At 62.0% G+C, this 18,451-nt stretch carries 23 protein-coding genes and 1 pseudogene; 14 read left to right on the top strand and 10 right to left on the bottom strand.

Going from position 1 to position 18,451, the window contains the following annotated elements:
- Positions 1-211: 211 nt before the first annotated feature.
- Positions 212-1,348 (top strand): class I SAM-dependent methyltransferase, encoded by a 1,137-nt coding sequence (locus I6E74_RS02105; protein ID WP_197122581.1) that lies wholly within the window; start codon positions 212-214, stop codon positions 1,346-1,348.
- 46 nt (positions 1,349-1,394) lie between these two features.
- Here I6E74_RS02105 and I6E74_RS14685 read toward each other — a convergent pair.
- Positions 1,395-1,880: pseudogene (locus I6E74_RS14685) on the bottom strand (PDDEXK nuclease domain-containing protein); the annotation flags it as partial.
- A 12-nt stretch (positions 1,881-1,892) separates the two neighbouring features.
- A complete protein-coding gene (locus I6E74_RS14680; RefSeq protein WP_307784356.1) occupies positions 1,893-2,441 on the bottom strand; it encodes a DUF1016 N-terminal domain-containing protein in 549 nt (182 codons plus the stop codon).
- A gap of 150 nt (positions 2,442-2,591) precedes the next feature.
- Between I6E74_RS14680 and I6E74_RS02095 the strand changes: the two genes are divergently transcribed.
- Entirely contained in the window at positions 2,592-3,377 is a 786-nt protein-coding gene (locus I6E74_RS02095) for a CPBP family intramembrane glutamic endopeptidase (RefSeq protein ID WP_197122578.1), read from the top strand.
- Positions 3,378-3,444: 67 nt separating this feature from the next.
- Positions 3,445-3,984: a hypothetical protein gene (locus I6E74_RS02090; protein ID WP_197122576.1), complete on the top strand. Its 540-nt coding sequence runs from the start codon at positions 3,445-3,447 to the stop codon at positions 3,982-3,984.
- Between the two features lie 5 nt (positions 3,985-3,989).
- Here the strand turns inward: I6E74_RS02090 and I6E74_RS02085 are convergent, their stop codons facing one another.
- The 3 genes from I6E74_RS02085 to I6E74_RS02075 form a co-directional block, all read right to left on the bottom strand.
- Complete coding sequence (locus I6E74_RS02085; protein ID WP_197122574.1) at positions 3,990-4,826, bottom strand: alpha/beta fold hydrolase; 837 nt, start codon at positions 4,824-4,826, stop codon at positions 3,990-3,992.
- A gap of 176 nt (positions 4,827-5,002) precedes the next feature.
- Positions 5,003-5,233 carry a hypothetical protein gene (locus tag I6E74_RS02080; protein WP_197122572.1) on the bottom strand — a complete coding sequence of 77 codons (231 nt, stop codon included), beginning with the start codon at positions 5,231-5,233 and terminating at the stop codon, positions 5,003-5,005.
- A gap of 138 nt (positions 5,234-5,371) precedes the next feature.
- Complete coding sequence (locus I6E74_RS02075) at positions 5,372-6,184, bottom strand: shikimate 5-dehydrogenase (RefSeq protein ID WP_197122570.1); 813 nt, start codon at positions 6,182-6,184, stop codon at positions 5,372-5,374.
- A gap of 184 nt (positions 6,185-6,368) precedes the next feature.
- On the opposite strand from I6E74_RS02075, the gene I6E74_RS02070 reads away from it, so the two are divergent.
- The 4 genes from I6E74_RS02070 to I6E74_RS02055 all read left to right on the top strand — a co-directional run bounded on the left by I6E74_RS02070 (position 6,369) and on the right by I6E74_RS02055 (position 9,153).
- Positions 6,369-6,662: a hypothetical protein gene (locus I6E74_RS02070; RefSeq protein ID WP_197122568.1), complete on the top strand. Its 294-nt coding sequence runs from the start codon at positions 6,369-6,371 to the stop codon at positions 6,660-6,662.
- Positions 6,663-6,867: 205 nt separating this feature from the next.
- Positions 6,868-7,449 carry a sigma-70 family RNA polymerase sigma factor gene (locus I6E74_RS02065; RefSeq protein WP_307784197.1) on the top strand — a complete coding sequence of 194 codons (582 nt, stop codon included), beginning with the start codon at positions 6,868-6,870 and terminating at the stop codon, positions 7,447-7,449.
- Positions 7,415-8,515 carry a CU044_5270 family protein gene (locus tag I6E74_RS02060; RefSeq protein ID WP_197122566.1) on the top strand — a complete coding sequence of 367 codons (1,101 nt, stop codon included), beginning with the start codon at positions 7,415-7,417 and terminating at the stop codon, positions 8,513-8,515. Before I6E74_RS02065 ends, I6E74_RS02060 begins: the two co-directional genes overlap by 35 nt.
- A 59-nt stretch (positions 8,516-8,574) precedes the next feature.
- Positions 8,575-9,153, top strand: coding sequence for a GNAT family N-acetyltransferase (locus I6E74_RS02055; protein ID WP_197122564.1), 579 nt, complete (start codon positions 8,575-8,577; stop codon positions 9,151-9,153).
- 33 nt (positions 9,154-9,186) lie between these two features.
- Here I6E74_RS02055 and I6E74_RS02050 read toward each other — a convergent pair whose 3' ends face one another.
- A complete protein-coding gene (locus I6E74_RS02050; RefSeq protein WP_197122562.1) occupies positions 9,187-9,678 on the bottom strand; it encodes a MarR family winged helix-turn-helix transcriptional regulator in 492 nt (163 codons plus the stop codon).
- A gap of 105 nt (positions 9,679-9,783) precedes the next feature.
- Between I6E74_RS02050 and I6E74_RS02045 the strand changes: the two genes are divergently transcribed.
- The gene (locus I6E74_RS02045) at positions 9,784-10,365 is read left to right on the top strand and encodes an NADPH-dependent FMN reductase (protein ID WP_197122560.1); all 582 of its coding nucleotides are present in this window, start codon (positions 9,784-9,786) and stop codon (positions 10,363-10,365) included.
- Between the two features lie 69 nt (positions 10,366-10,434).
- Here I6E74_RS02045 and I6E74_RS02040 read toward each other — a convergent pair whose 3' ends face one another.
- The 3 genes from I6E74_RS02040 to I6E74_RS02030 all read right to left on the bottom strand — a co-directional run bounded on the left by I6E74_RS02040 (position 10,435) and on the right by I6E74_RS02030 (position 12,758).
- Entirely contained in the window at positions 10,435-11,082 is a 648-nt protein-coding gene (locus I6E74_RS02040; protein WP_197122558.1) for a GNAT family N-acetyltransferase, read from the bottom strand.
- Between the two features lie 70 nt (positions 11,083-11,152).
- Positions 11,153-11,857 carry a cache domain-containing protein gene (locus tag I6E74_RS02035; RefSeq protein WP_197122556.1) on the bottom strand — a complete coding sequence of 235 codons (705 nt, stop codon included), beginning with the start codon at positions 11,855-11,857 and terminating at the stop codon, positions 11,153-11,155.
- Between the two features lie 97 nt (positions 11,858-11,954).
- On the bottom strand, positions 11,955-12,758 hold the full coding sequence (locus tag I6E74_RS02030) for a FadR/GntR family transcriptional regulator (protein ID WP_197122554.1): 804 nt from the start codon (positions 12,756-12,758) through the stop codon (positions 11,955-11,957).
- Positions 12,759-12,889: 131 nt separating this feature from the next.
- Between I6E74_RS02030 and I6E74_RS02025 the strand changes: the two genes are divergently transcribed.
- The 6 genes from I6E74_RS02025 to I6E74_RS02000 all read left to right on the top strand — a co-directional run bounded on the left by I6E74_RS02025 (position 12,890) and on the right by I6E74_RS02000 (position 17,737).
- Positions 12,890-13,948, top strand: coding sequence for an ABC transporter ATP-binding protein (locus I6E74_RS02025; RefSeq protein WP_197122552.1), 1,059 nt, complete (start codon positions 12,890-12,892; stop codon positions 13,946-13,948).
- A gap of 183 nt (positions 13,949-14,131) precedes the next feature.
- Positions 14,132-15,310, top strand: a complete 1,179-nt coding sequence (locus I6E74_RS02020) for an extracellular solute-binding protein (RefSeq protein ID WP_197122550.1) — start codon at positions 14,132-14,134, stop codon at positions 15,308-15,310.
- A 100-nt stretch (positions 15,311-15,410) separates the two neighbouring features.
- The gene (locus tag I6E74_RS02015) at positions 15,411-16,238 is read left to right on the top strand and encodes an ABC transporter permease (protein ID WP_197122549.1); all 828 of its coding nucleotides are present in this window, start codon (positions 15,411-15,413) and stop codon (positions 16,236-16,238) included.
- Positions 16,239-16,245: 7 nt separating this feature from the next.
- Positions 16,246-17,058, top strand: a complete 813-nt coding sequence (locus I6E74_RS02010) for an ABC transporter permease (RefSeq protein ID WP_197122548.1) — start codon at positions 16,246-16,248, stop codon at positions 17,056-17,058.
- Between the two features lie 65 nt (positions 17,059-17,123).
- Positions 17,124-17,333 carry a type II toxin-antitoxin system VapB family antitoxin gene (locus I6E74_RS02005; RefSeq protein ID WP_129072479.1) on the top strand — a complete coding sequence of 70 codons (210 nt, stop codon included), beginning with the start codon at positions 17,124-17,126 and terminating at the stop codon, positions 17,331-17,333.
- Complete coding sequence (locus I6E74_RS02000) at positions 17,333-17,737, top strand: PIN domain-containing protein (protein ID WP_197122547.1); 405 nt, start codon at positions 17,333-17,335, stop codon at positions 17,735-17,737. Before I6E74_RS02005 ends, I6E74_RS02000 begins: the two co-directional genes overlap by 1 nt.
- A gap of 56 nt (positions 17,738-17,793) precedes the next feature.
- On the opposite strand, the gene I6E74_RS01995 is transcribed toward I6E74_RS02000, so the two are convergent.
- Positions 17,794-18,402 carry a DUF305 domain-containing protein gene (locus I6E74_RS01995; protein WP_197122546.1) on the bottom strand — a complete coding sequence of 203 codons (609 nt, stop codon included), beginning with the start codon at positions 18,400-18,402 and terminating at the stop codon, positions 17,794-17,796.
- Positions 18,403-18,451: the final 49 nt, after the last annotated feature.

Below are 18,451 nucleotides of genomic sequence, written 5' to 3'. Positions count from 1 at the left end.
TACAACTAGATTCCCGTGAGCGAGTGGCCCCACCTAGTGCCGGGGCTGCTCGCTTTCTGGGTTAAAGGGCTCGCCTCCGCGTGGGGGCCGCTCGGGCGCGCTGCAGCCCGGTGCTGTGTTGTCACCCGCCGGCTGCATTCGCGCGCTCGGCTACGCTGGGAGCACCGCCACACCTGCTGGTGGCGGTGTCGCGCCACTGAAAGAGTTCCCCATGTCTGAGCACTTGTTCGCCACTCTGCGACGTTGGCCCGACGTGGAAGCCCCTAACCTTTTCGCGGTGGATGCCAGCGATCGGCTCATTCTTGATGAGGCCGCTCCGCAGTTGGCCGACATCCAACCCGGCGAGCTCGTCGTGATGGGCGACAACTATGGGGCGCTCACACTGGGTGCTGTTTCGTTGCACGACTGCCGCGGCATCCGCGTGTTTCAGGATTCGCTGGTGTCGGAGCTGGCGCTGGCCGAAAACGCGGGCGATCTTGCCCCGCACTACACGTCACACACCTTGGGCGCTGAGCTGCTCGAGGGCGCGCGCTTGGTGCTGATGCAGTTGCCGCGCAGCCTGGCCGAGTTGGATGAGTGGGCTCAGGCCATTGCCCGCTTCGCGTCGCCCGACGTGGTCGTGATTTCGGGCGGCCGCATCAAGCACATGACGATGGCGATGAATGAGGTGCTGGCGCGTTCCTTCGATGATGTGAACGCCGGTCGTGCCCGCCAGAAGTCGCGCACGCTCACCTCGCTGGGCCCGCGACGCGATGGTACCGAGGCTCGCTACCCGACAACTTCGGTGCTGCGCGAACCCGAGCTTCCCATCGACGAGCTCACGGTGAGCGCCCATGGTGGCGCTTTCGCCGGGGCCACCCTCGACATCGGTACCCGTTTTCTCATGACGTTCCTGCCCGAGATGAAGCCGGACGCCGCCACCGCCGTCGACCTCGGCAGCGGAACCGGAGTGCTCGCCGTGTCGCTCGCCCTCGCCCGCCCCGACCTGCACGTGGTTGCCGTTGACCAGTCCATCGCCGCCGTGGCATCGACCCGCGAAACGGCCGACGCGAACGGAGTCGGAGCCCGCGTTGAGGCGGCGCGCGAAGACGCTCTCACCGAACGGCCGACGGCCAGTGCTGATCTGATTGTGTGCAATCCGCCCTTCCACACCGGCGCCACCGTGCATGCGGGCGTTGCGTTGCGGATGCTGGCTGACGCCCGCCGCGTGCTCAAACCCGGCGGCGAACTGTGGGTCGTCTTCAACACCCACCTCGGATACCGCGACTACCTGAACCGCACCGTCGGCCCCACCCGCCAAGCCGGCCGCAACAGCAAGTTCACCGTGACGGTTTCGGTGCGGGAGTAGCTCTCGCTGTGCAGGCTGCCGACTTCGAGCTATGAGCGGGGCAAACCTAATCGTTGCCGGGAATCCGGCCCTTCCGGCTGAGCGCTGCCGCTAACTTTTGGGTGTCCGTAAGCGCATCCTGCTCCTCTGCCGGAAGGGTGTCGTAGGTATACGTCGAAACAGCTAGCGGGGAGTTGGACTGCCCCAAGGAGTAACGGACGGTGTGCTCATTGCGACTGCTGCACACCAAGATTCCGATTGTCGGGTTGTGAGCGGGCTGTCGAAGTTTGTCATCGACCAAGCCAACATAGAAGCCGAGCTTGCCAGCGTATTCAGGGCGAAACTTTCCAGCCTTCAGCTCCATGACGATGTAACGCAGTTGGACGACGTGGAAGAAAAGCAGGTCCAGATAGAAGTCATCACCTCCAACATCGAAGTGAACTTGGCGGCCCACGAACGCGAAACCGGCACCGAGCTCTCCCAGCGTTTCGACGATTCGATCCATCAACGCCTGTTCCATGTCGCGCTCCGCGACCTCACCAGTCAGGCCAAGGAAGTCGAAAACCTAGGGGTCTTTGGCGATTTGTTGCGCAAGTTCGGAGTCTCCGGCTGGCAGCTGCCGTGCAAAATTCGTGGCTTCTGAACCGACGCGTTCGTGGGTGCGATTCATAATTTGGTTCAACATCACAGCGCGCGACCACCCGTTTTCGATGGCTGCCGTCGTGTACCACGCGCGAGTCTCGGCATCGTCGAGCTTGTCGATCAACACCAAGATGTGACCCCATGGCAATTTCCCAGCAGCCTGCTGGGAAATTGGATCTGGGCCGGGCCACGCGTCAGCGAAGGCCCGCATATATTGCAGGTTTGAAGCAGAGAATCCCTTCATCTCCGGAAACTCCGCCCGAAGGTCTGCGGCGAGATGACGGATTACCCCGCTACCCCATCCGGCCTGCGCCTGCTGCTCAAGAATTTCACGCCCAATGTGCCAGTAGAGCTCTATAAGTTGAGTGTTTACAACTCGCTGAGCGCGCACCTGCGAGTCGCGAACCCGTATCTTCAAACTCGTAAAAAGTTCGATGTATCCGTGCGGAAGGTCGAGAGCACTGTTTGCCATGCTCGGGATCTTTTCCCAAGCCACCGACATTCTTCACGAATCACGCTGCGCACATCCGCCCTATGGCGAGAAACCAAAAGAGCTAGATCTGCTGGCCCTCATACGGGACCTAGGGACACATGGTTTCTGACGCATTGCTAAAGTCGACGCATGAATGCCGACGCTCCCTCATCTTTCGCGAGACGCGCCCTCGGACTACTCGGCGCGAGGCTGGCACTCGTCGGCCTCGCAACAGTGCTGGTCTGGATGCTCTCCCGCGGCTTCGATCCGAGTGCCGCGTTTCCGCCCTCACCGATGCTGCTCTCACTCTCGCTGCTGCCGGTCAACCTGATCTCGTTGTGGCTCGTGATCCGCCTGCTGCGTGTGGACGGCCAAACACTCCGCGGCCTGTTCGCGCCTCGGCGCGGAGTCGGGCTCGTCGCCGACATCGGGTGGGCGCTGCTCTGGATTGCCGTGCTCTACATCCCCTTCGTTGCAACGATCATCGGCACGATGTGGATTCTGCACGGGGCGAACACGTTCACCGCTTTCGAAACCGTCTTTGTTAACTCGGATGCCGCATCCGTCACGTCACCGGTCTGGGCACTCGTGCTCGGGGTCGTCGCCGTGATCACCTTCGCCCCGCTCAATGCCCCCGCCGAGGAGGCCGTGTATCGCGGCTACGCGCTCTCTCGTCTCAGCGGAATCTGGCCACGGTCGCTCGCGATCGCCGCCTGCTCCGTAGCGTTCGGATTGCAGCACGCGTTCTTCGCGCCGACCGTCGACGCCATGATCGTCTACGTTGTGGCCTTCACCGTGTGGGGCATCGGCTCCTCGCTGATCGCTCAGAAACAGAAACGGCTCATGCCCATCGCGATCTCGCACTTTGTAGTGAACCTGATGACGAGCTCCCCCGCCGTCATTTTTCCTGCCTTGCAGCTGGCGGGAGTCATCTAGGCGTGAGATATGGGCAAATAGCAGCTACTCGCCCGGAGAACGACGAGATTACCTGCTTCAATAGAGCATGACGATAACTCAGGCACAAGCGGATGTGCGCCGAATCTACCGCGGCGGCTACAGCGGTCCACTCGTCTCGGCGATCCTGTGGGCCTCCGCGAACGCTGTCTACTTCCTTGTGTCACCGGGAGCTGCGATGGTCACCCTCTTTTTCGGAGGCATGCTGATTTTTCCGCTCTCCGCCATCATCCTCAAACTCACGCCAGGCGAGACCGCGCTCCCGAAAGGTCATCCCTCGATTGGGCTCGCGATGCAGTCCGCTTTCACGGTCCCGCTGGGGCTTCTTGTCGCGATTGCGCTAGGCGCTCACGCCCCCGAGCTGTTCTTCCCAGCCTCGCTGATCATCGTCGGCGCCCATTACCTCACCTTCATCTCGCTGTACGGGATGAAGTCGTTCGCGGCACTTGCGGGCGCGCTCGTTCTCGTTGGGACTATTCCCCTCTTCTTTGTCCCTGCGATTGCGCCGGTTAGCGGCTGGATTGGAGCGGGAGTGTTTGCTGTCTTTGCACCGATCCTGTTCAAGGCGGCGAACCTGGGCAAACGTTGAGGCGACTAGGCGTCCAGAAACGCCTCGACCGCTTGCTTGAAAGCCACGGGCTGCTCGACCCACGGATAATGGCCGCTTTTCTCAATCACCGCGGTGCTCCCCGCAGGAAAGAGTGATGCGAGCGCGATCACAGGATTGAGCCCGGTGAGGCAGTCCTCCGCGCCGGCGACTACGAGCACGGGCGCCGCGATGTGCCCTAGCCGCGAAGCAAGGTCATCCGGAGGGGCAGCGGTGAAATACGCCTGAGTCGCCGCGAGGCTCCAGCCGCCGACGAGGGCGTGAGCCTGTTCCTTCGCACCCCAATTCGCATACCCCGCGGGCGCTGTTTGCTGCTGCCACGCGTTGTAACCGGCCTCGTCCGTTACTGCTGGACCCACAGATAGTGCGGCAAAAGCTGACTCGAAAACCGGGTCTCCCCGTCGTCTTTGGCTAAGCACGTCGGTATCGGATGCTTCGCACACTAAGTACGTCGCCGGAGGAGTTATCAGCACCATCCGGGCGAGGGGTTCAGCGAATTGAGCAGCGTATGCAATGGCCAACCGCGTCCCGGCTGAATGCGCCACGAGAACGACGCGCTCGAGCCCTAGATGGATACGCAGCCGTTCTATGTCGGCGGCTTGAGCCCAATACGAGCCGCGCTCTTCGGCAACTGGCATCGGCGAGCGACCCACGCCCCTGAGATGGGGAACGATCAGCCTATTTCTCTCACCGAGCCCAGCAAGATCGCCAAGATAGCTCGGGTGGCGTGCAGCTCCCCCGGCGAGGACAATGATCGACTCTGTGCCGCTGCCCACAATTTCGTAGTGGAGCGTTGCCCCGTCGGAACCTTCGTAGCTTGGCATTACTTGACGCTACACGGCGCTGCCGGCGGAGGGAGTTACTGCCGCGAGAGGGTCTTCCCCCGTCGCCTTTGGCTAAGAACAGGCGTGGATGATCAACCCGTTGCCGCGCCCTCAACCGTCACGCAACGTGCGACGTGAGTGCGTCCCAGATAATCTCCACCGCCCCCGGCGGACACTTACTCGTGCGATCCAGACTCGCTCTTCCGGCGCCGCGCGTTTCGAACGACGACATAGATCGTGAGCGACCAGATCGGGACGATCGAGATGAATCCCAACCAGTTGTTGGTGCCGCCGCCCTCTATATAGAGGATGTTGAGTCCGGTCAGCCACGCGATGGCCGCAACAAACCACGCCACGGCCCACCATGGCGACAGCAAGCGTCTGAGTTTTTCCCTTGCACTTGTCATGGCTTTCCTCATTGATCGCCGATTGAAACCGCGCGGCATTCGACAACGATGGCCGAACATGAGAAATTTACCACTCCGGGAGGGCGTTGTCTGCTGCAATACATCGCACTCGCCCGGGAGAATCTGGAGCTCTTTGGGCTACTCCCGCGAGAACGCCGAAGCACGCGCGATCTGCTCGGGCGTCAACGTGACACCGGTGTAGCGAACGAACTGCGCCGCGGCCTGGAGTGCGATGACTTCGGCGCCCGTGATGACGAGCTTTCCGGCATCCCGAGCAGCCCGAATCAGTGGAGTCTCGGCCGGGAATGCCACCACATCGAACACCGTCTGCGCGGCGCGGATGTGGTCGGGAGTGAACGCGAGTTCGTCGGCGGTGTCTCCCGCCATCCCGAGCGGGGTGACGTTGACGATCACCGCGTGGCCGGGCTGCGGGTCGACGCTTACGGCGCGGAAGCCATACTTCGTCGCGATCGCTTCGCCCGCCTCGACGTTGCGCGCGAGCACGGTCACGTCAGCAAAGCCGGCACCGTGGAAGGCGGCGACGACCGCTTTGGCCATGCCACCCGATCCACGAACCAGCACCGACAACGTCGGGTCGAGCTGGTGGCGTGCGATCAGGTCGGCCACGGCCTCATAGTCGGTATTGGATGCCGTGAGCACGCCGCCGTTGTTCACGATCGTGTTCACCGACTCGATCGCTGCGGCCGAGTGCTCGACAACATCCACAAGCTCAAGCACGGCCTCTTTGAACGGCATCGACACGGAACAACCCCGGATGCCCAGGCCGCGGACTCCCGCGATAGCATCCTCGATGTTGCTCGTCGTGAACGCCTTGTAGATGAAGTTCAGGCCGAGCTCGTCGTAGAGATAGTTGTGAAACCGCGTGCCGAGGTTGGAGGGCCGGGCGGCCAGCGAGATGCACAGCGTCATGTCTTTATTGAGGATCGGCATTGACCCATTATCGCGGCAGATCAAACGAGTAACCCGCGCTCAGCACGGCGGCGACGGTGACGGATGTAGGTGGCCAGCGGCGACTGCGAAAACTCGACGCGCCCATACCCGACAGCTTCAGTCCAATCCCAGATTTTTTCTCGCCATCAGCGCAAACTGCGGACTACCGCACTATCGTGAAGGCATGGGGATCGCGCTAGCAATCATCGGTATCGCAGTTGTCGTCCTGCCTTTTCTGTGGCCACTGTGGCGGAAATGGGAGATAGCTCGTGACCGCGAAACGAATCCCCGAAAGCAGATGTCGGGCGGATTCATCGCCCCATTCGACGAAGTTTTCCATCCCACGGCGTACTCCGCACATCTCCTGTGGGAGGCGGAACAATCGATCCCGGCGCCCGCCCCCGACAGCGACGACAACAACGCACTGCCCGATCTCGCCAACGGCAAAATTGTCATTCTCGTCAATGACAGTGCCTGAGCGCACTATGCCACTAAGCGTCACTCACTTCTTGTCAAGCTGTGCGTCACGAGAGGTCGCACTAATGCCATAGAAGTATCAGCGAGAGCGCATAACTGATACTTCTATGGCATCAGCAGGGCACGTTCCGCAAAAAGCTGGCTGCGCTACGCTCGCGTGAGACACCAATCGTGAACTTAATTCAAGCAATCGGGCAATACCTAGTGTGACTAGCGATAACGAGATCATCCGGAGGTCGTGGGATAACCCTGCGGTCTTCGCCGAGATGTACGACCGCCACGCGACATCCGTCTATCGGTATGCGGCACGGCGAGCGGGCGTCGACACTGCGGATGACATCATGGCCGAGACTTTTTTGGTCGCTTTTGAGCGGCGCAACCGCTTCGATAGTGCCTTCGAGAGTGCTCTGCCGTGGTTGCTCGGAATCGCGACAGTGCTGATCCGCAAACAGCGGGGTTCTGAAGCGCGGTTCTTGCGTGCGGTCGTGGCCTCGGGGCCTCCGGCGACGGTCGTCGAGAATCACGATGATCGACTCGACGCCGACCTCTCGATTCGGGCTCTGGCGGGAGCAATTCGCAAACTGCCTGCTCGCGACCGGGATGCACTGCTGCTGTATGCGTGGGGCGACCTCGACTATGAGGGCGTCGCACTCGCCTTGAACATTCCCGTCGGGACTGTTCGGTCACGTCTCAATCGCGCGCGGCGAGTGCTGCGCCAATCTGCTGGCGTCGCGCCGGCACAGGAGGTGGATCGTGGACGAACTTCAACTGCTCCGATCGTTCGGTAAGGACGTCGCGGATCCGTCTGCCGAGGCTCTGAGCCGCGGTCGACGAGGTCTGGTCGAACACATCGGGCAACAACCGGCAATCGCCAGACCGAACTCTAAGAAGCGCATCGCTTTGTTCAGTGGCACCAGCGCTCTCGCCGCTGGCGCCCTCGTCGCGACCTTGGTTTTCACTGACGTTTTAGGGCTCGCTGGCTGGCAAGGTGGAGCGGATGCTGCTGCCGCCTCTGCCTTGGGCAACGCCGCTGCTGCCGCGATCGAGAACTCCGATCCGGTTGTGGGTCCGGGCCAGTATCTGAAGGTCGACACCGAGGCGGCATTCATGGGCCAGGTCCAGAATGCCGACTGGGAGAACTTTGCATATTTGGAGAGCCAAAACTTGCAAATGTATGTTCCTGCTGACCATTCAGACGAGTGGGTTTTCGTAACCGAGCCGCGTGCAGCAATCAAGGTCTTCGGTGAGGGTTTTGAAGAGGAAGCGCAGGAGTCTGCCCGGGCAGGCTTCGAGGAAGAGCAAATCAGTCGGGCTCCGTTCGGCGGTTTCGATAACTCGAAACCACGCGGCTGGAGACTGGATGAATTGCCACGCGACCCCCAGCGACTGCTCAACTATATCTATCGGATCACCGCAGGCCATGGCGTGAGCGCCGATGGTCAAGCGTTCGACTTCATCTCCACGACGCTGCGCACCGGCGTGGTTCCGGCGGAGCTCCGTGCCGCGCTCTATGGGGCCTTGGCGGGGATTCCTGGGGTTGAAATCACCGATGAGGCAGCTACGCTCAACGGTCGAACCGGAGTAGCCTTCGGCCGCGAAGAAGAAGACGGATTTCTTTATGAAATCATCATCGACCCCGATTCGGGGCTCCTCATTGGCGAGCGCATTGTCCAGCTTGTCGACAGCAAGTTGGTCCCGGTGTTCGCCGGCGAAATTATCGGGTGGACAGCGATCACGACAACTGTGGTCGATGAGGCGCCACCGGGCGGATCACTGTGCGGAAACGGGGGCGAGCCGGTGAACGGCCTCGGCAGCGGTCAGTGCAGTGACCCCAACAGGCCGCGCACTGACTGACTCTTCGCCGCGATCGTGGCCGCGAGCTCGGCAACCACGTTCGCACTTAGGATGCTGGGATGAGCACCCTGAACTTTCGCACGGCTACCCACGACGACATCCCGGCGCTGCTGACGCTCGTCACTGCGGCGTATCGCGGCGAAGAGAGCCGGGCCGGTTGGACGAGCGAAGCTGACCTGATTGAGGGTGCACGCTTGGACGCCCCAGCACTGGAAGCCGACCTTGCTCGACCGCGGTCGAGCATTCTGCTCGCCGAGCGTGACGACCAGCTCGTGGCCTGCGCCCACGTTGCCGACGACCACGGCACAGGGTACTTCGGGATGTTTTCCGTCGACCCCAATCAGCAGGGCAGCGGGGTCGGCAAGCTGGTGCTCGCGGAAGCCGAAGCGTACGCGACTCGAGAGTGGGGCGTCTCCGTGATGCAGATGACTGTAATCGATGTGCGCGAAGAGCTCATCGCCTTCTATGAACGCCGCGGGTACGTGCGCACCGGCATCACGAAGCCTTTTCCCTACGGCGAAGAGCGGTTCGGGATCCCCCAGCGTGACGACCTGCAGTTCGAGGTTCTGGAGAAGACATTCGACCCGATCGGAGCGCCCACCTCAGCCGTGAGCACAGAGCAGAAACCGCGCGACTGACCGCCCTCTGCTCGGCGCTTGCTGCTTGCGCGACTACGAAGCGGCGGCCGCCGAATCGCACTGCGGCTCGAGGGTGGACTTGATCTTGTCGCTGGCCGAAGCCAGGGCATCCTGCTCCTCGCGGGTGAGCAGGTCGAAGAAGTGCGTGCGCACAAACTCGAGGTAGCCGGATGATGCCTGGTGCACGGCTTCGAGACCGTCGGCGGTGATCTGCAGGTCCAGGCCACGAGCATCCGAGGGGCAACTCTTTCGCTCCAGTAGGCCGCGGATCTCCATGCGCTTGAGCAGGTGTGAGAGACGGCTGCGGTCCCAGCCAAGCGCAAAGCCCAAGTCACGGGCGCGAATGAGAATGTCGGACTGCTGGGCGTGCTCGGCAAGCGCCGTGAGCACCACGTGCTCCGGGCCGGAGAGCTGAGCATCCTGAACCAACTGCCTGTCGAGAGACGACGCCAGCTGCTGTGTTGCGCTCACGAAACCACGCCACACGGCGTTCTCGCGGTCATCCATTTCCTGTGCGTTCGTCATCACAGCCTCTTTTCATCGCTCGCAAGATTTAGTTTGACACCTTATTGTTGATATGACAACATCTTTAGTGACACGTCAACAAAATTCGTCCTAAGGGGATACAGCATGACCAAGATTGCGATCATCACGGGCGCCAGCCGCCCGGGCAGCGTTAACCAGTCCGTCGCCGAATGGGTTCTCGCCCAGGTTTCGACCCGCGAAGACGCCGAGTTCGAACTCGTCAACATCGCCGACTTCGACCTCCCGATGCTCGACGAGCCCTACCCCGCCGCGTACCAGAACTACCAAAGCGACCACACCAAGGCGTGGTCAGCCAAGATTAGCGAATTCGACGGCTTCATCTTCGTCGCTCATGAGTACAACCACACCGCTGGTCCCGTTCTTGTGAACGCACTCTCGTTCCTCAACGCTGAGTTCAAGAACAAGGCTGCTGGCTTCGTCTCCTACGGCTCCATGGGCGGCGTTCGCGCCGTCGAGCACCTGCGCGGGGTGCTCTCCGAGCTACAAGTAGCTCACGTGCAGCGCTCGGTCATGTTCTCGCTGTTCACCGACTTCGAGAACTTCACCGTCTTCGCCCCGACCGAACAGAACGCCGGCACCCTCGAACCGATGGTTGACCAGCTCACCGCGTGGACACGCGGTATGGCAACTGTGCGCGCCGAGCAGCTGGCCACCGCCGCCGCCTAAGTACCCGCGTACCCCTCGAACGGCTTCCCGCAATACCCGGGGAGCCGTTTCGGCGTTCGGGGGGATGCGCTATTTGCCTCGCGCCGGATCCCGCCACATTGTGTTAACCGCCGGCAACCCCGGCGCTACAGGAACACTGCCGTGCATCCTGAATCCCGCTGCCTCATAGCGCCGGTCATTGGCACCGTTGCTTGACTCTAGATAAGTTCCAATTCCTTGAGCATCTGCCTGCGCTAAGACACGAGCGAGCAGGGCCATCCCGATTCCGTTTCCGCGTGCCTGATCTTGAACGCCGAGCATGGAAATGTAAAGGTGCGGAGTATCGACAGGGCGAGCGTGCTCGAAGCGTTCGAAGAGACCGTTTACTGCCTCGGCATGATCTCCGACAAAACCACGAAGAACGGTCGGAAACCGTTCCGCATCTGAATCGGACATTTCATTGACGCCGGGGCCAAACGCCGTCACGACCGCTCCGCAACCTGCGGTGAGCCAGGCGGCGTTATTCGCAATGGCGTGGGCGACCGTCATCCGAAAGACAGTTGCGTGCTGCGCAGCACGCAACTGGGGATCGGGAAACGCCCAAGCCCACACCGGGTCCCTGTCGAACGCCTCCACAAGAGTGCCCACGACACCGGACAAATCTTCCAGCGCCGCAAGACGCATTGGTACTCCCGCATTGGATTCCGGCGAATTCGCCTGTGCACCCGTCGTCGCCATACGAAGAGCATACGACGGCTCGCCTTACACGTTCGAGATACGGAGCGATGCTTTCTCGCCGACGCCTGAATTATTCAGCGATGATCTCCAGCGCGACGCCCTCGCACGCCGTGCGCTCGAGCTCAGCGAGGGCACCACCACGCACGGCATCCCCGGTGGCATGACGCGGGTCAGTCGAGATAACGACGCGACCAACGCTGTTCACGAGGGTCACTTTGTCGCCGAGTTCGGCGAGCTTTGGAAGGAGCTGTCGCTCGACCGAATCGATGAGTAAATCGAGGCCAGCGACGCCGACGAACGTGCCATCGATGTGCACGGGAGCAGCGATCGTGATCGTGTATTCGTCACTGCAGAGGTAGTCAACATAAGGCCCGGCAACGTGGCCACGGCCGGTCTCCATCGGCACTCGGAACCACTCAAGTTCGCTGTAATCGATGTGCTCTTTGTTTACCGATTGCGCGGCTAAAAGCAGGCGTTTGGGGTCATCGCCCTGCCACCACGACAGGTGATTGCGCTCATCCGTCAGCAGTCCAACGGCCGCAATAAACCCGGCGCCGTAGATGTGAACATCGGGCAGCGACACCGTCGCAAGAGCGTGTGGTTCGACCAGCGCATCAAGCTGCTGAGACGAGAGCGGGCCGAGGTTTCCGGATGCCGCGAGCTCGGTGCCGAGCAGAGTTGCGGTGGCTTCGAGGCTGGCAATCGGGGCGCTGAAATACTGCGAGACGATGGCCGCCGCGCGAGCTGCTGTGCTCGTGCTCGTTGCTGTCGTCATCGCTGCGCCGCGCTAGGGCTGGTAATCATCGGGTGCCGCCTACTCTGACTGATCCTGTTCGTGGCATCCTATGCACCAGATGCCCTGCACCGCTACTTCACCGCGATTGGGACTGCAGATCGATGAGGGCGTTGATCACGGCATCTACCATGCGTTCGGTGGCGGCAACAGCTTCGTGGTCGTCGCCAGCTTCAACGGCATCCACCACACTGGCCAGCAGCGCGGGCTGGGCTTGACGCGAGGTTTCGTCCACGTCAATCAGGCGAAGCAAGGGTGACATTTCGGCCTGCAATCGCATCTGCTCCCGCGTGAGGCGAGCCGATTGGCTGAGCGCGACGAGTTCGATCTGCGCATCGTCGAGGGTGCTGCGCCACTGCTCAAGATCTGACTCGTCGAGTCGCCCCAGGCGCGAGCGCACTTGCTGCACCTCGGAGGGCACCGCTCGGCGCGCAGCCAAGCGAACGCACGCAGCCGTAATGGCGGCATAGTGGGCGCCCAAATCACGAAGGGCGACGCGGGATGTTGCCGCCAAGGCGGTGCGCGCGTGAGCTACGGGGTCGGCTGAGTCCGCCACGAAGCTGCCGCCATTGCGACCGCGACGAGTCACCACGAGACCCTGGCTACGCAGAGCCAGCAGCGATTCGCGCACGGTAGTTGGCGCGACGCCGAAGCTTCGAGCGAGGTCGTTTTCAGAGGGAAGACGCTCCCCCGCACGCAGATGGCCGCCCGTAATTGCACTGGCGAGACGGCGTTCCACGAGCTCGGCGCGACCGGCATCGCCGATCGATTGAAAGAGCGCACCCTGCAAGCGGCCAGGCCTCGAGGCATCGCGAGAGCGTGCGGTGTCATCGACGACCACCGCACTTTTGCGCGGCGCGTCTGCCGAGTCGGTCGAGTGCATTGCTCAATTCTCGCACCGATCACCTGAGCCGTTGCCCTTTTGTGACGATTTGGACACACGCTTGAAATATGAACTCTGGTTCTATAGGTTTACTCTCACTCAGAGATCACCGTCGTTCCAAGGAGTCACCCGTGCACGCGTCCGCTCAGCAAGCCCCGTCCACCACGGATGCCGCTCCCGCGCCCGGCACCGTCAGCCTCGCCGGCGTCTCCAAGACATTCGGCGACTTCACCGCCGTCGAGGCGCTTGACCTCGACGTGAAGCCCGGCGAGTTTCTCTCGATGCTCGGCCCCTCCGGATCAGGCAAGACCACCGTGCTGCGGATGATCGCCGGCTTCGAGAACGTCACGAGTGGCAGCATCCACCTCTCCGGCACCGACGTAACCGCCGTTCCGCCGCACGCCCGCCAGGTCAACACCGTGTTTCAGGACTACGCGCTGTTCCCACACTTCACGATCGCCGAAAACGTGGGCTACGGCCTGCGCGTTGCCGGCGTCAGTCGAGCCGAACGGGCAACCCAGGTCGGCGCCGCGCTCGAGCAGGTTCGCCTCTCGGCCGTGGCCGACCGCCTGCCCCACCAGCTTTCGGGTGGTCAACGCCAGCGCATCGCCCTGGCTCGCGCGCTCATCCTGCGCCCCCAAGTGCTGTTGCTCGATGAGCCACTCGGCGCCCTCGACAAGCAACTGCGCGAAGAAATGCAGATCGAGCTCAAGCAGATTCAGCGCGAAGTCGGCATCACCTTCATCTTCGTCACCCACGACCAAGAAGAAGCCCTCACCCTGAGCGACCGCGTCGCCGTCTTCAACAATGGCCGCGTCGAGCAGGTCGGCACCGCCCGCGAAGTCTACGAATTCCCCGCGACTGAATTCGTCGCGAAGTTCCTCGGACTCTCTAACCTCATCCCCGCCGAGCTCTCTGTGGATGGCGTGCAATCGAGCGTGCGCCCCGAACGTGTGCGCCTGCTCACCGCCGACACCGCGGCGAGCGCCGGAGCCGTCTCCCTGCTCGGCACGGTCGCCGAAACCGTCTACACCGGCCCCACCACGCGCTTTCTCGTTGACACCGAATCCGGTGTTCGCGTGATCGCCGAACGCGCCAACGACCACCATCCCTCCGCTGAATCCGCCTTCGCGCGCGGCGACCGAGTGCGCGTCGAATGGACTACCGACCACGCCTCGCGCATCGGCTAACCGATCGGCCAACAGGCACATCGCCCCACAGATCACCCCTGCAATACCGGCAAATCCGGCACAACCGGCACAGCCACAGTCACACAGCACACAGTCACACAGCACACAGCACACAGCACACAGCACACAGCACACAGCACACAGCATCCGCACTACACCCCACCAATCACACAAGGAGTCATTATGCGATCCAAGATCATGACCGGCGCAGCGTTCCTCGCTGTCGCCGCTCTCGCCCTCAGCGGCTGTTCGGCTGATACTGACAGCACCGCCACCGGCGGCCTCAGCATCGACGTGCCCGACATCCCCATGCTCGAAGAGCTGGGCGAGATGGAAAGCGAAGTCAACATCGTCGCGTGGAGCGGTTTCGTTGAGCCCGCATGGTCCGACGCCTTCACTGAAGAAACCGGATGCACGGTCAACCGTCGCGTTGCTGGCACCAGCGACGAAATGGTTCAGCTCATGCGCACGGGCGACTACGACCTCGTCTCCGCTTCGGGTGACGCGAGCCTTCGCCTCATCGCGGGTGGCGACGTTCAGCCGATCAACCTCGACCTGGTTCCCAACTTCGGTGACGACATCGTTGAGGGCATGAAGGGTCAGATTTATGACACCATCAACGGCCAGTCGTACGGTGTCCCGATCGGCCGCGGCGCCAACATCCTGCAGTACAACAGCGATGTCGTGACCGAAGAGCCCACGAGCTGGGATGTGGCGTGGGAAGCTGACAGCCCCTACGCCGGTCAGATCATCGCGTACGACGCACCGATCTACATCGCTGACGCCGCCGTGTATCTGATGGCTCACGAGCCTGACCTCGGCATCACGAACCCTTACGCCCTCGACCAGGACCAGCTCGACGCTGCGATCGACCTGCTCAAGCAGCAGAACGAGATCGTCTCCGAGTACTGGGCTGACCCTGCCGCTCAGATCACCTCGTTCGCCGGTGGAACCACCGCGCTCGGCACCTCGTGGGAGATCCTGCGCAAGCTCACCGACGACGACAAGTTCAAGAGCGTTCTTCCTGAAGAGGGATCAACCGGATGGTCGGATGCCTGGATGATCGCCGCTGAGTCGGAATCGCCCAACTGCGCTTACGCCTGGGTTGACTACACAAGCTCTGCCGACGTGAACGGCGCTATCGCCACCAACTTCGGTATGGCTCCCGCCAACGCTGCCTTCTGCGACACGAGCGACGAAGCCGCAGCCCACTGCGAGTACTTCAACGCCACCGACGAAGAGTACTTCAGCAACGTCTGGTTCTGGACCACCCCCATCGAGCAGTGCATCGATGGTCGCACTGACGTCATCTGCACGAACTTTCAGCAGTGGACGGATGCCTGGCTCACCGTCAAGAGCTAGCTAGCCCGAGGGGTGGGCCTCACCAACCCACCCCTCGCCCCTTCTTCAGCTGCACTTCTCGACCCGCACTTCTCCCCACGCACCAACCGATCGGACTCCCATGAATCGCCGCGCGCAACTCTCGGCCTTGCTGGCGCTGCCCATGCTGTGGCTCATCGGCATCTACATTTTCTCGCTCGTCATGCTTCTGGTGACGGCGTTCTGGGTGACCGACCCCTTCACGTCCAAGGTGAAGCCGGGCTTCACCCTCCGCAACTTTGAGCAGATCATCGCGAACCCCGCGTATGCCACCACCTCGCTGCGCACCCTCGGTATCGCCCTCGCGGTCACGGTGTTGAGCATCCTGATCTCGGTTCCACTCGGCATCTTCATGGCGAAAGTCGCCTCGCCCAAGCTGCGCGCCATTCTGGCCGTCGCGATCACCCTGCCGCTCTGGGCCGGCTACCTCGTGAAGATTCTGGCCATGCGCATTACCTTCACCGAAGATGGCTTCTTCAACTCGATGCTCGGCCCGCTCGGCATCAGCGGCCCCGGCTTCAGCATCGTCACCGTCGTGCTGACGCTCACCTACCTGTGGCTGCCGTACATGGCGGTGCCGGTCTACACCGCGATCCGTCAGCTGCCCCCGAACCTGTTCGACGCTTCCTCTGACCTGGGAGCTGGGGCTGGGTTCACCATCCGCACTGTCGTTCTCCCCCTTATCAAGCCCGCGATTATCGCCGGCTCGATCTTCACGTTCTCCCTCAGCCTGGGCGACTACATCGCCGCCAAGTTCGTGGGTGGGTCGACGCAGATGATCGGCAGCATCATCGCCTCGAACATCAACCTGAACCCCCCGATCGCCGCCGCGTACTCGCTCGTGCCGATCGCCTTTGTTGTCATCTACCTCGTCAGTGTGCAGCGCACCGGCGCACTAGAACGGATGTGATGCCGCCATGTTGAGACTCTCCCTCGGCGCCAAGTTCACCCTCGGCACTATCGTCGCGATCGCCCTCGCGTTCATGTACATCCCGCTGTTCCTCGTCGTGATCAACTCGTTCAGCGCCGCGCGCCTGTCGAGCTGGCCGATCGCCGAGTTCTCCACCATCTGGTGGGAGAAGGCGTTCGTGAGCGAACCCATCCGGGCTGCGCTACTGAACTCGGTCATCGTGGGGCTCGGCGCTACCGCCATCGCGCTCATCCTGGGCACGCTCGTCGCCTTCGCCCTGCAGCGCTACACCTTCTTCGGTAAGCAGAGCGTGAACCTGCTTGTCGTTCTCCCGATCGCGCTACCCGGCATCGTGACCGGCGTTGCCCTCAACAACACGTATAACCAGATTCTCGAACCCATCGGTATTGACGTGGGCTATTTCGGGATGATTATCGCGCACGGAACGTTCTGTATCGTCATGGTCTTCAACAACGTGCTTGCTCGTTTGCGCCGCATCAACCCGAGCATCGAAGAAGCCTCGCGCGACCTCGGCGCGACCCCGCTGCAGACCTTCCGGCTCGTGACGTTCCCGCAGTTCCGCAGCGCCTTCGTGGCCGGTGCAATTCTTGCGTTCGCGCTGAGCTTCGACGAGGTTGTTGTCACGATCTTCACCGCCCCGCCCGGTGTCGACACCCTGCCGCTCTGGATCATGAACCAGATGGCACGACCCAACGAGGCATCCATGGTCAACGTCGTCGCGACCGTCGTGATTCTCGCCTCGTTCATTCCCGTGTGGGTTTCGCAGCGCCTGGCGCGCGGGGCTGACGAGCGCGAGTAGCTTCCACAGCCTCGTCGCCGAGGCGCCTCGTGCTATATATTGAGATATATAGAGAGGGGCCACTCATGACCGTGACATCCATCGACATCGATCCCACCGAACTGCGGACCGCGCGAGACCTCACCGGTTCACGCAGCAACCGAGAGACGGTCGATTTAGCCCTGCGCACTCTTATCGCGCTGCGCCGCCAACCGGCTGCCGTTGAGCGCATCATCGGTCGCACGTTTGATGACGATCAGATCGACGCTCCCACATCGCGACCGACCGCCGAGTAGTGGCCACCTACCTCGTCGACAACAGCATCTGGCAGAAAGCCAGCAGGAGCCCGACGATTGCGGCACGCCTGCGGTCGCTTTCGCCTCAACACCTCATCCTGACGTGCCCGCCCCAAGTGCTGGAGTACTGCCATTCAGCGCGAACGGAGACCGAGTACGCGGAGCTGCGTGAAGACATGGAGCATTTGCTCCCTGCGCTCGAACACCCTTCGACCAGCCAGGCCCTCGACATTCAGCAGGCCCTGTGGGCTACCGGTCGCGTACGTGCTGCCGGCGCCTTTGATTGCCTGATCGCCGCTTATGCCCTGGCTAACGACGCCATCATTCTGAATAGCGACCACGACTTCGGTTATATCGAGAGCGCAACCAACGGTGCTGTGCGTCAGGAGTTCGTGCCCGAATAAGGCCGTCGTTGCGGCGCGGGCGGGCCCACCGCTTGCGAGCGGCAGGCCCTTCTCCACTACAGAGAACTAAGGATGTCGCGCATGAGCGCGATTTCGATAGTTTGCGCGTCCATAATCTTCTGAGCGAGCGCGATAACATCCGCGTTCTGCCCGGAATCCAACTCAGGTTGCGCCATATCAATCGCTCCCTCATGGTGCACGATCATCTGCTCTAGGAACAAGCGCGAGGCCTCGTCTCCGCTGGCCGCGTTGAGCTCCTCCATGTCGGATTCACTCATCATCCCGTCGCCATGGTCCATGCCATCCATGCCGCTCATCTCGCCCATGCCATCGCCCATGTCGGTGCCCCAGTCATCGAGCCAGCCACTCATGAGGTCGATCTCGGGGCCTTGCGCGGCCTTGATATCTTGGGCGAGCGCAACGACGCGCTCGTCGATTCCGTCCTTGGCGAGCACCATGTCTGCCATCTCCACGGCCTGCTCGTGATGGGGAATCATCATCGCCGTGAACATCACATCCGTCATGTTGGCGTCAGCGGCGGCGGCCGCGTTGGTGGATGATGAGTCGGAGCTGGGCCCCGCGTCGGTCATTCCGTTGACACATCCCGACAGCGTCAGTAGCGCCGTCAGGGCAATTGCGGCCGTAGCCGTCGAACGAGTATTCATCTTTTAGTTCTCCACATAAGTCATTAGTAGGAGCGCGACCAGAACGGTC

It is taken from the genome of Salinibacterium sp. SWN139, from assembly GCF_015864625.1.
GTDB lineage: Bacteria > Actinomycetota > Actinomycetes > Actinomycetales > Microbacteriaceae > Rhodoglobus.
This window is presented reverse-complemented; position numbering and strand designations above follow the sequence as displayed.

Excerpts from the sequence above, each read along its gene's own strand:
- I6E74_RS02105 (WP_197122581.1), top strand. The coding sequence starts at position 212 with ATGTCTGAGCACTTGTTCGCCACTCTGCGACGTTGGCCCGACGTGGAA.
- I6E74_RS14680 (WP_307784356.1), bottom strand. The coding sequence starts at position 2,441 with ATGGCAAACAGTGCTCTCGACCTTCCGCACGGATACATCGAACTTTTT.
- I6E74_RS02095 (WP_197122578.1), top strand. The coding sequence starts at position 2,592 with ATGAATGCCGACGCTCCCTCATCTTTCGCGAGACGCGCCCTCGGACTA.
- I6E74_RS02090 (WP_197122576.1), top strand. The coding sequence starts at position 3,445 with ATGACGATAACTCAGGCACAAGCGGATGTGCGCCGAATCTACCGCGGC.
- I6E74_RS02085 (WP_197122574.1), bottom strand. The coding sequence starts at position 4,826 with ATGCCAAGCTACGAAGGTTCCGACGGGGCAACGCTCCACTACGAAATT.
- I6E74_RS02080 (WP_197122572.1), bottom strand. The coding sequence starts at position 5,233 with ATGACAAGTGCAAGGGAAAAACTCAGACGCTTGCTGTCGCCATGGTGG.
- I6E74_RS02075 (WP_197122570.1), bottom strand. The coding sequence starts at position 6,184 with ATGCCGATCCTCAATAAAGACATGACGCTGTGCATCTCGCTGGCCGCC.
- I6E74_RS02070 (WP_197122568.1), top strand. The coding sequence starts at position 6,369 with ATGGGGATCGCGCTAGCAATCATCGGTATCGCAGTTGTCGTCCTGCCT.
- I6E74_RS02055 (WP_197122564.1), top strand. The coding sequence starts at position 8,575 with ATGAGCACCCTGAACTTTCGCACGGCTACCCACGACGACATCCCGGCG.
- I6E74_RS02050 (WP_197122562.1), bottom strand. The coding sequence starts at position 9,678 with ATGACGAACGCACAGGAAATGGATGACCGCGAGAACGCCGTGTGGCGT.
- I6E74_RS02045 (WP_197122560.1), top strand. The coding sequence starts at position 9,784 with ATGACCAAGATTGCGATCATCACGGGCGCCAGCCGCCCGGGCAGCGTT.
- I6E74_RS02040 (WP_197122558.1), bottom strand. The coding sequence starts at position 11,082 with ATGGCGACGACGGGTGCACAGGCGAATTCGCCGGAATCCAATGCGGGA.
- I6E74_RS02035 (WP_197122556.1), bottom strand. The coding sequence starts at position 11,857 with ATGACGACAGCAACGAGCACGAGCACAGCAGCTCGCGCGGCGGCCATC.
- I6E74_RS02030 (WP_197122554.1), bottom strand. The coding sequence starts at position 12,758 with ATGCACTCGACCGACTCGGCAGACGCGCCGCGCAAAAGTGCGGTGGTC.
- I6E74_RS02020 (WP_197122550.1), top strand. The coding sequence starts at position 14,132 with ATGCGATCCAAGATCATGACCGGCGCAGCGTTCCTCGCTGTCGCCGCT.
- I6E74_RS02015 (WP_197122549.1), top strand. The coding sequence starts at position 15,411 with ATGAATCGCCGCGCGCAACTCTCGGCCTTGCTGGCGCTGCCCATGCTG.
- I6E74_RS02010 (WP_197122548.1), top strand. The coding sequence starts at position 16,246 with ATGTTGAGACTCTCCCTCGGCGCCAAGTTCACCCTCGGCACTATCGTC.
- I6E74_RS02005 (WP_129072479.1), top strand. The coding sequence starts at position 17,124 with ATGACCGTGACATCCATCGACATCGATCCCACCGAACTGCGGACCGCG.
- I6E74_RS01995 (WP_197122546.1), bottom strand. The coding sequence starts at position 18,402 with ATGAATACTCGTTCGACGGCTACGGCCGCAATTGCCCTGACGGCGCTA.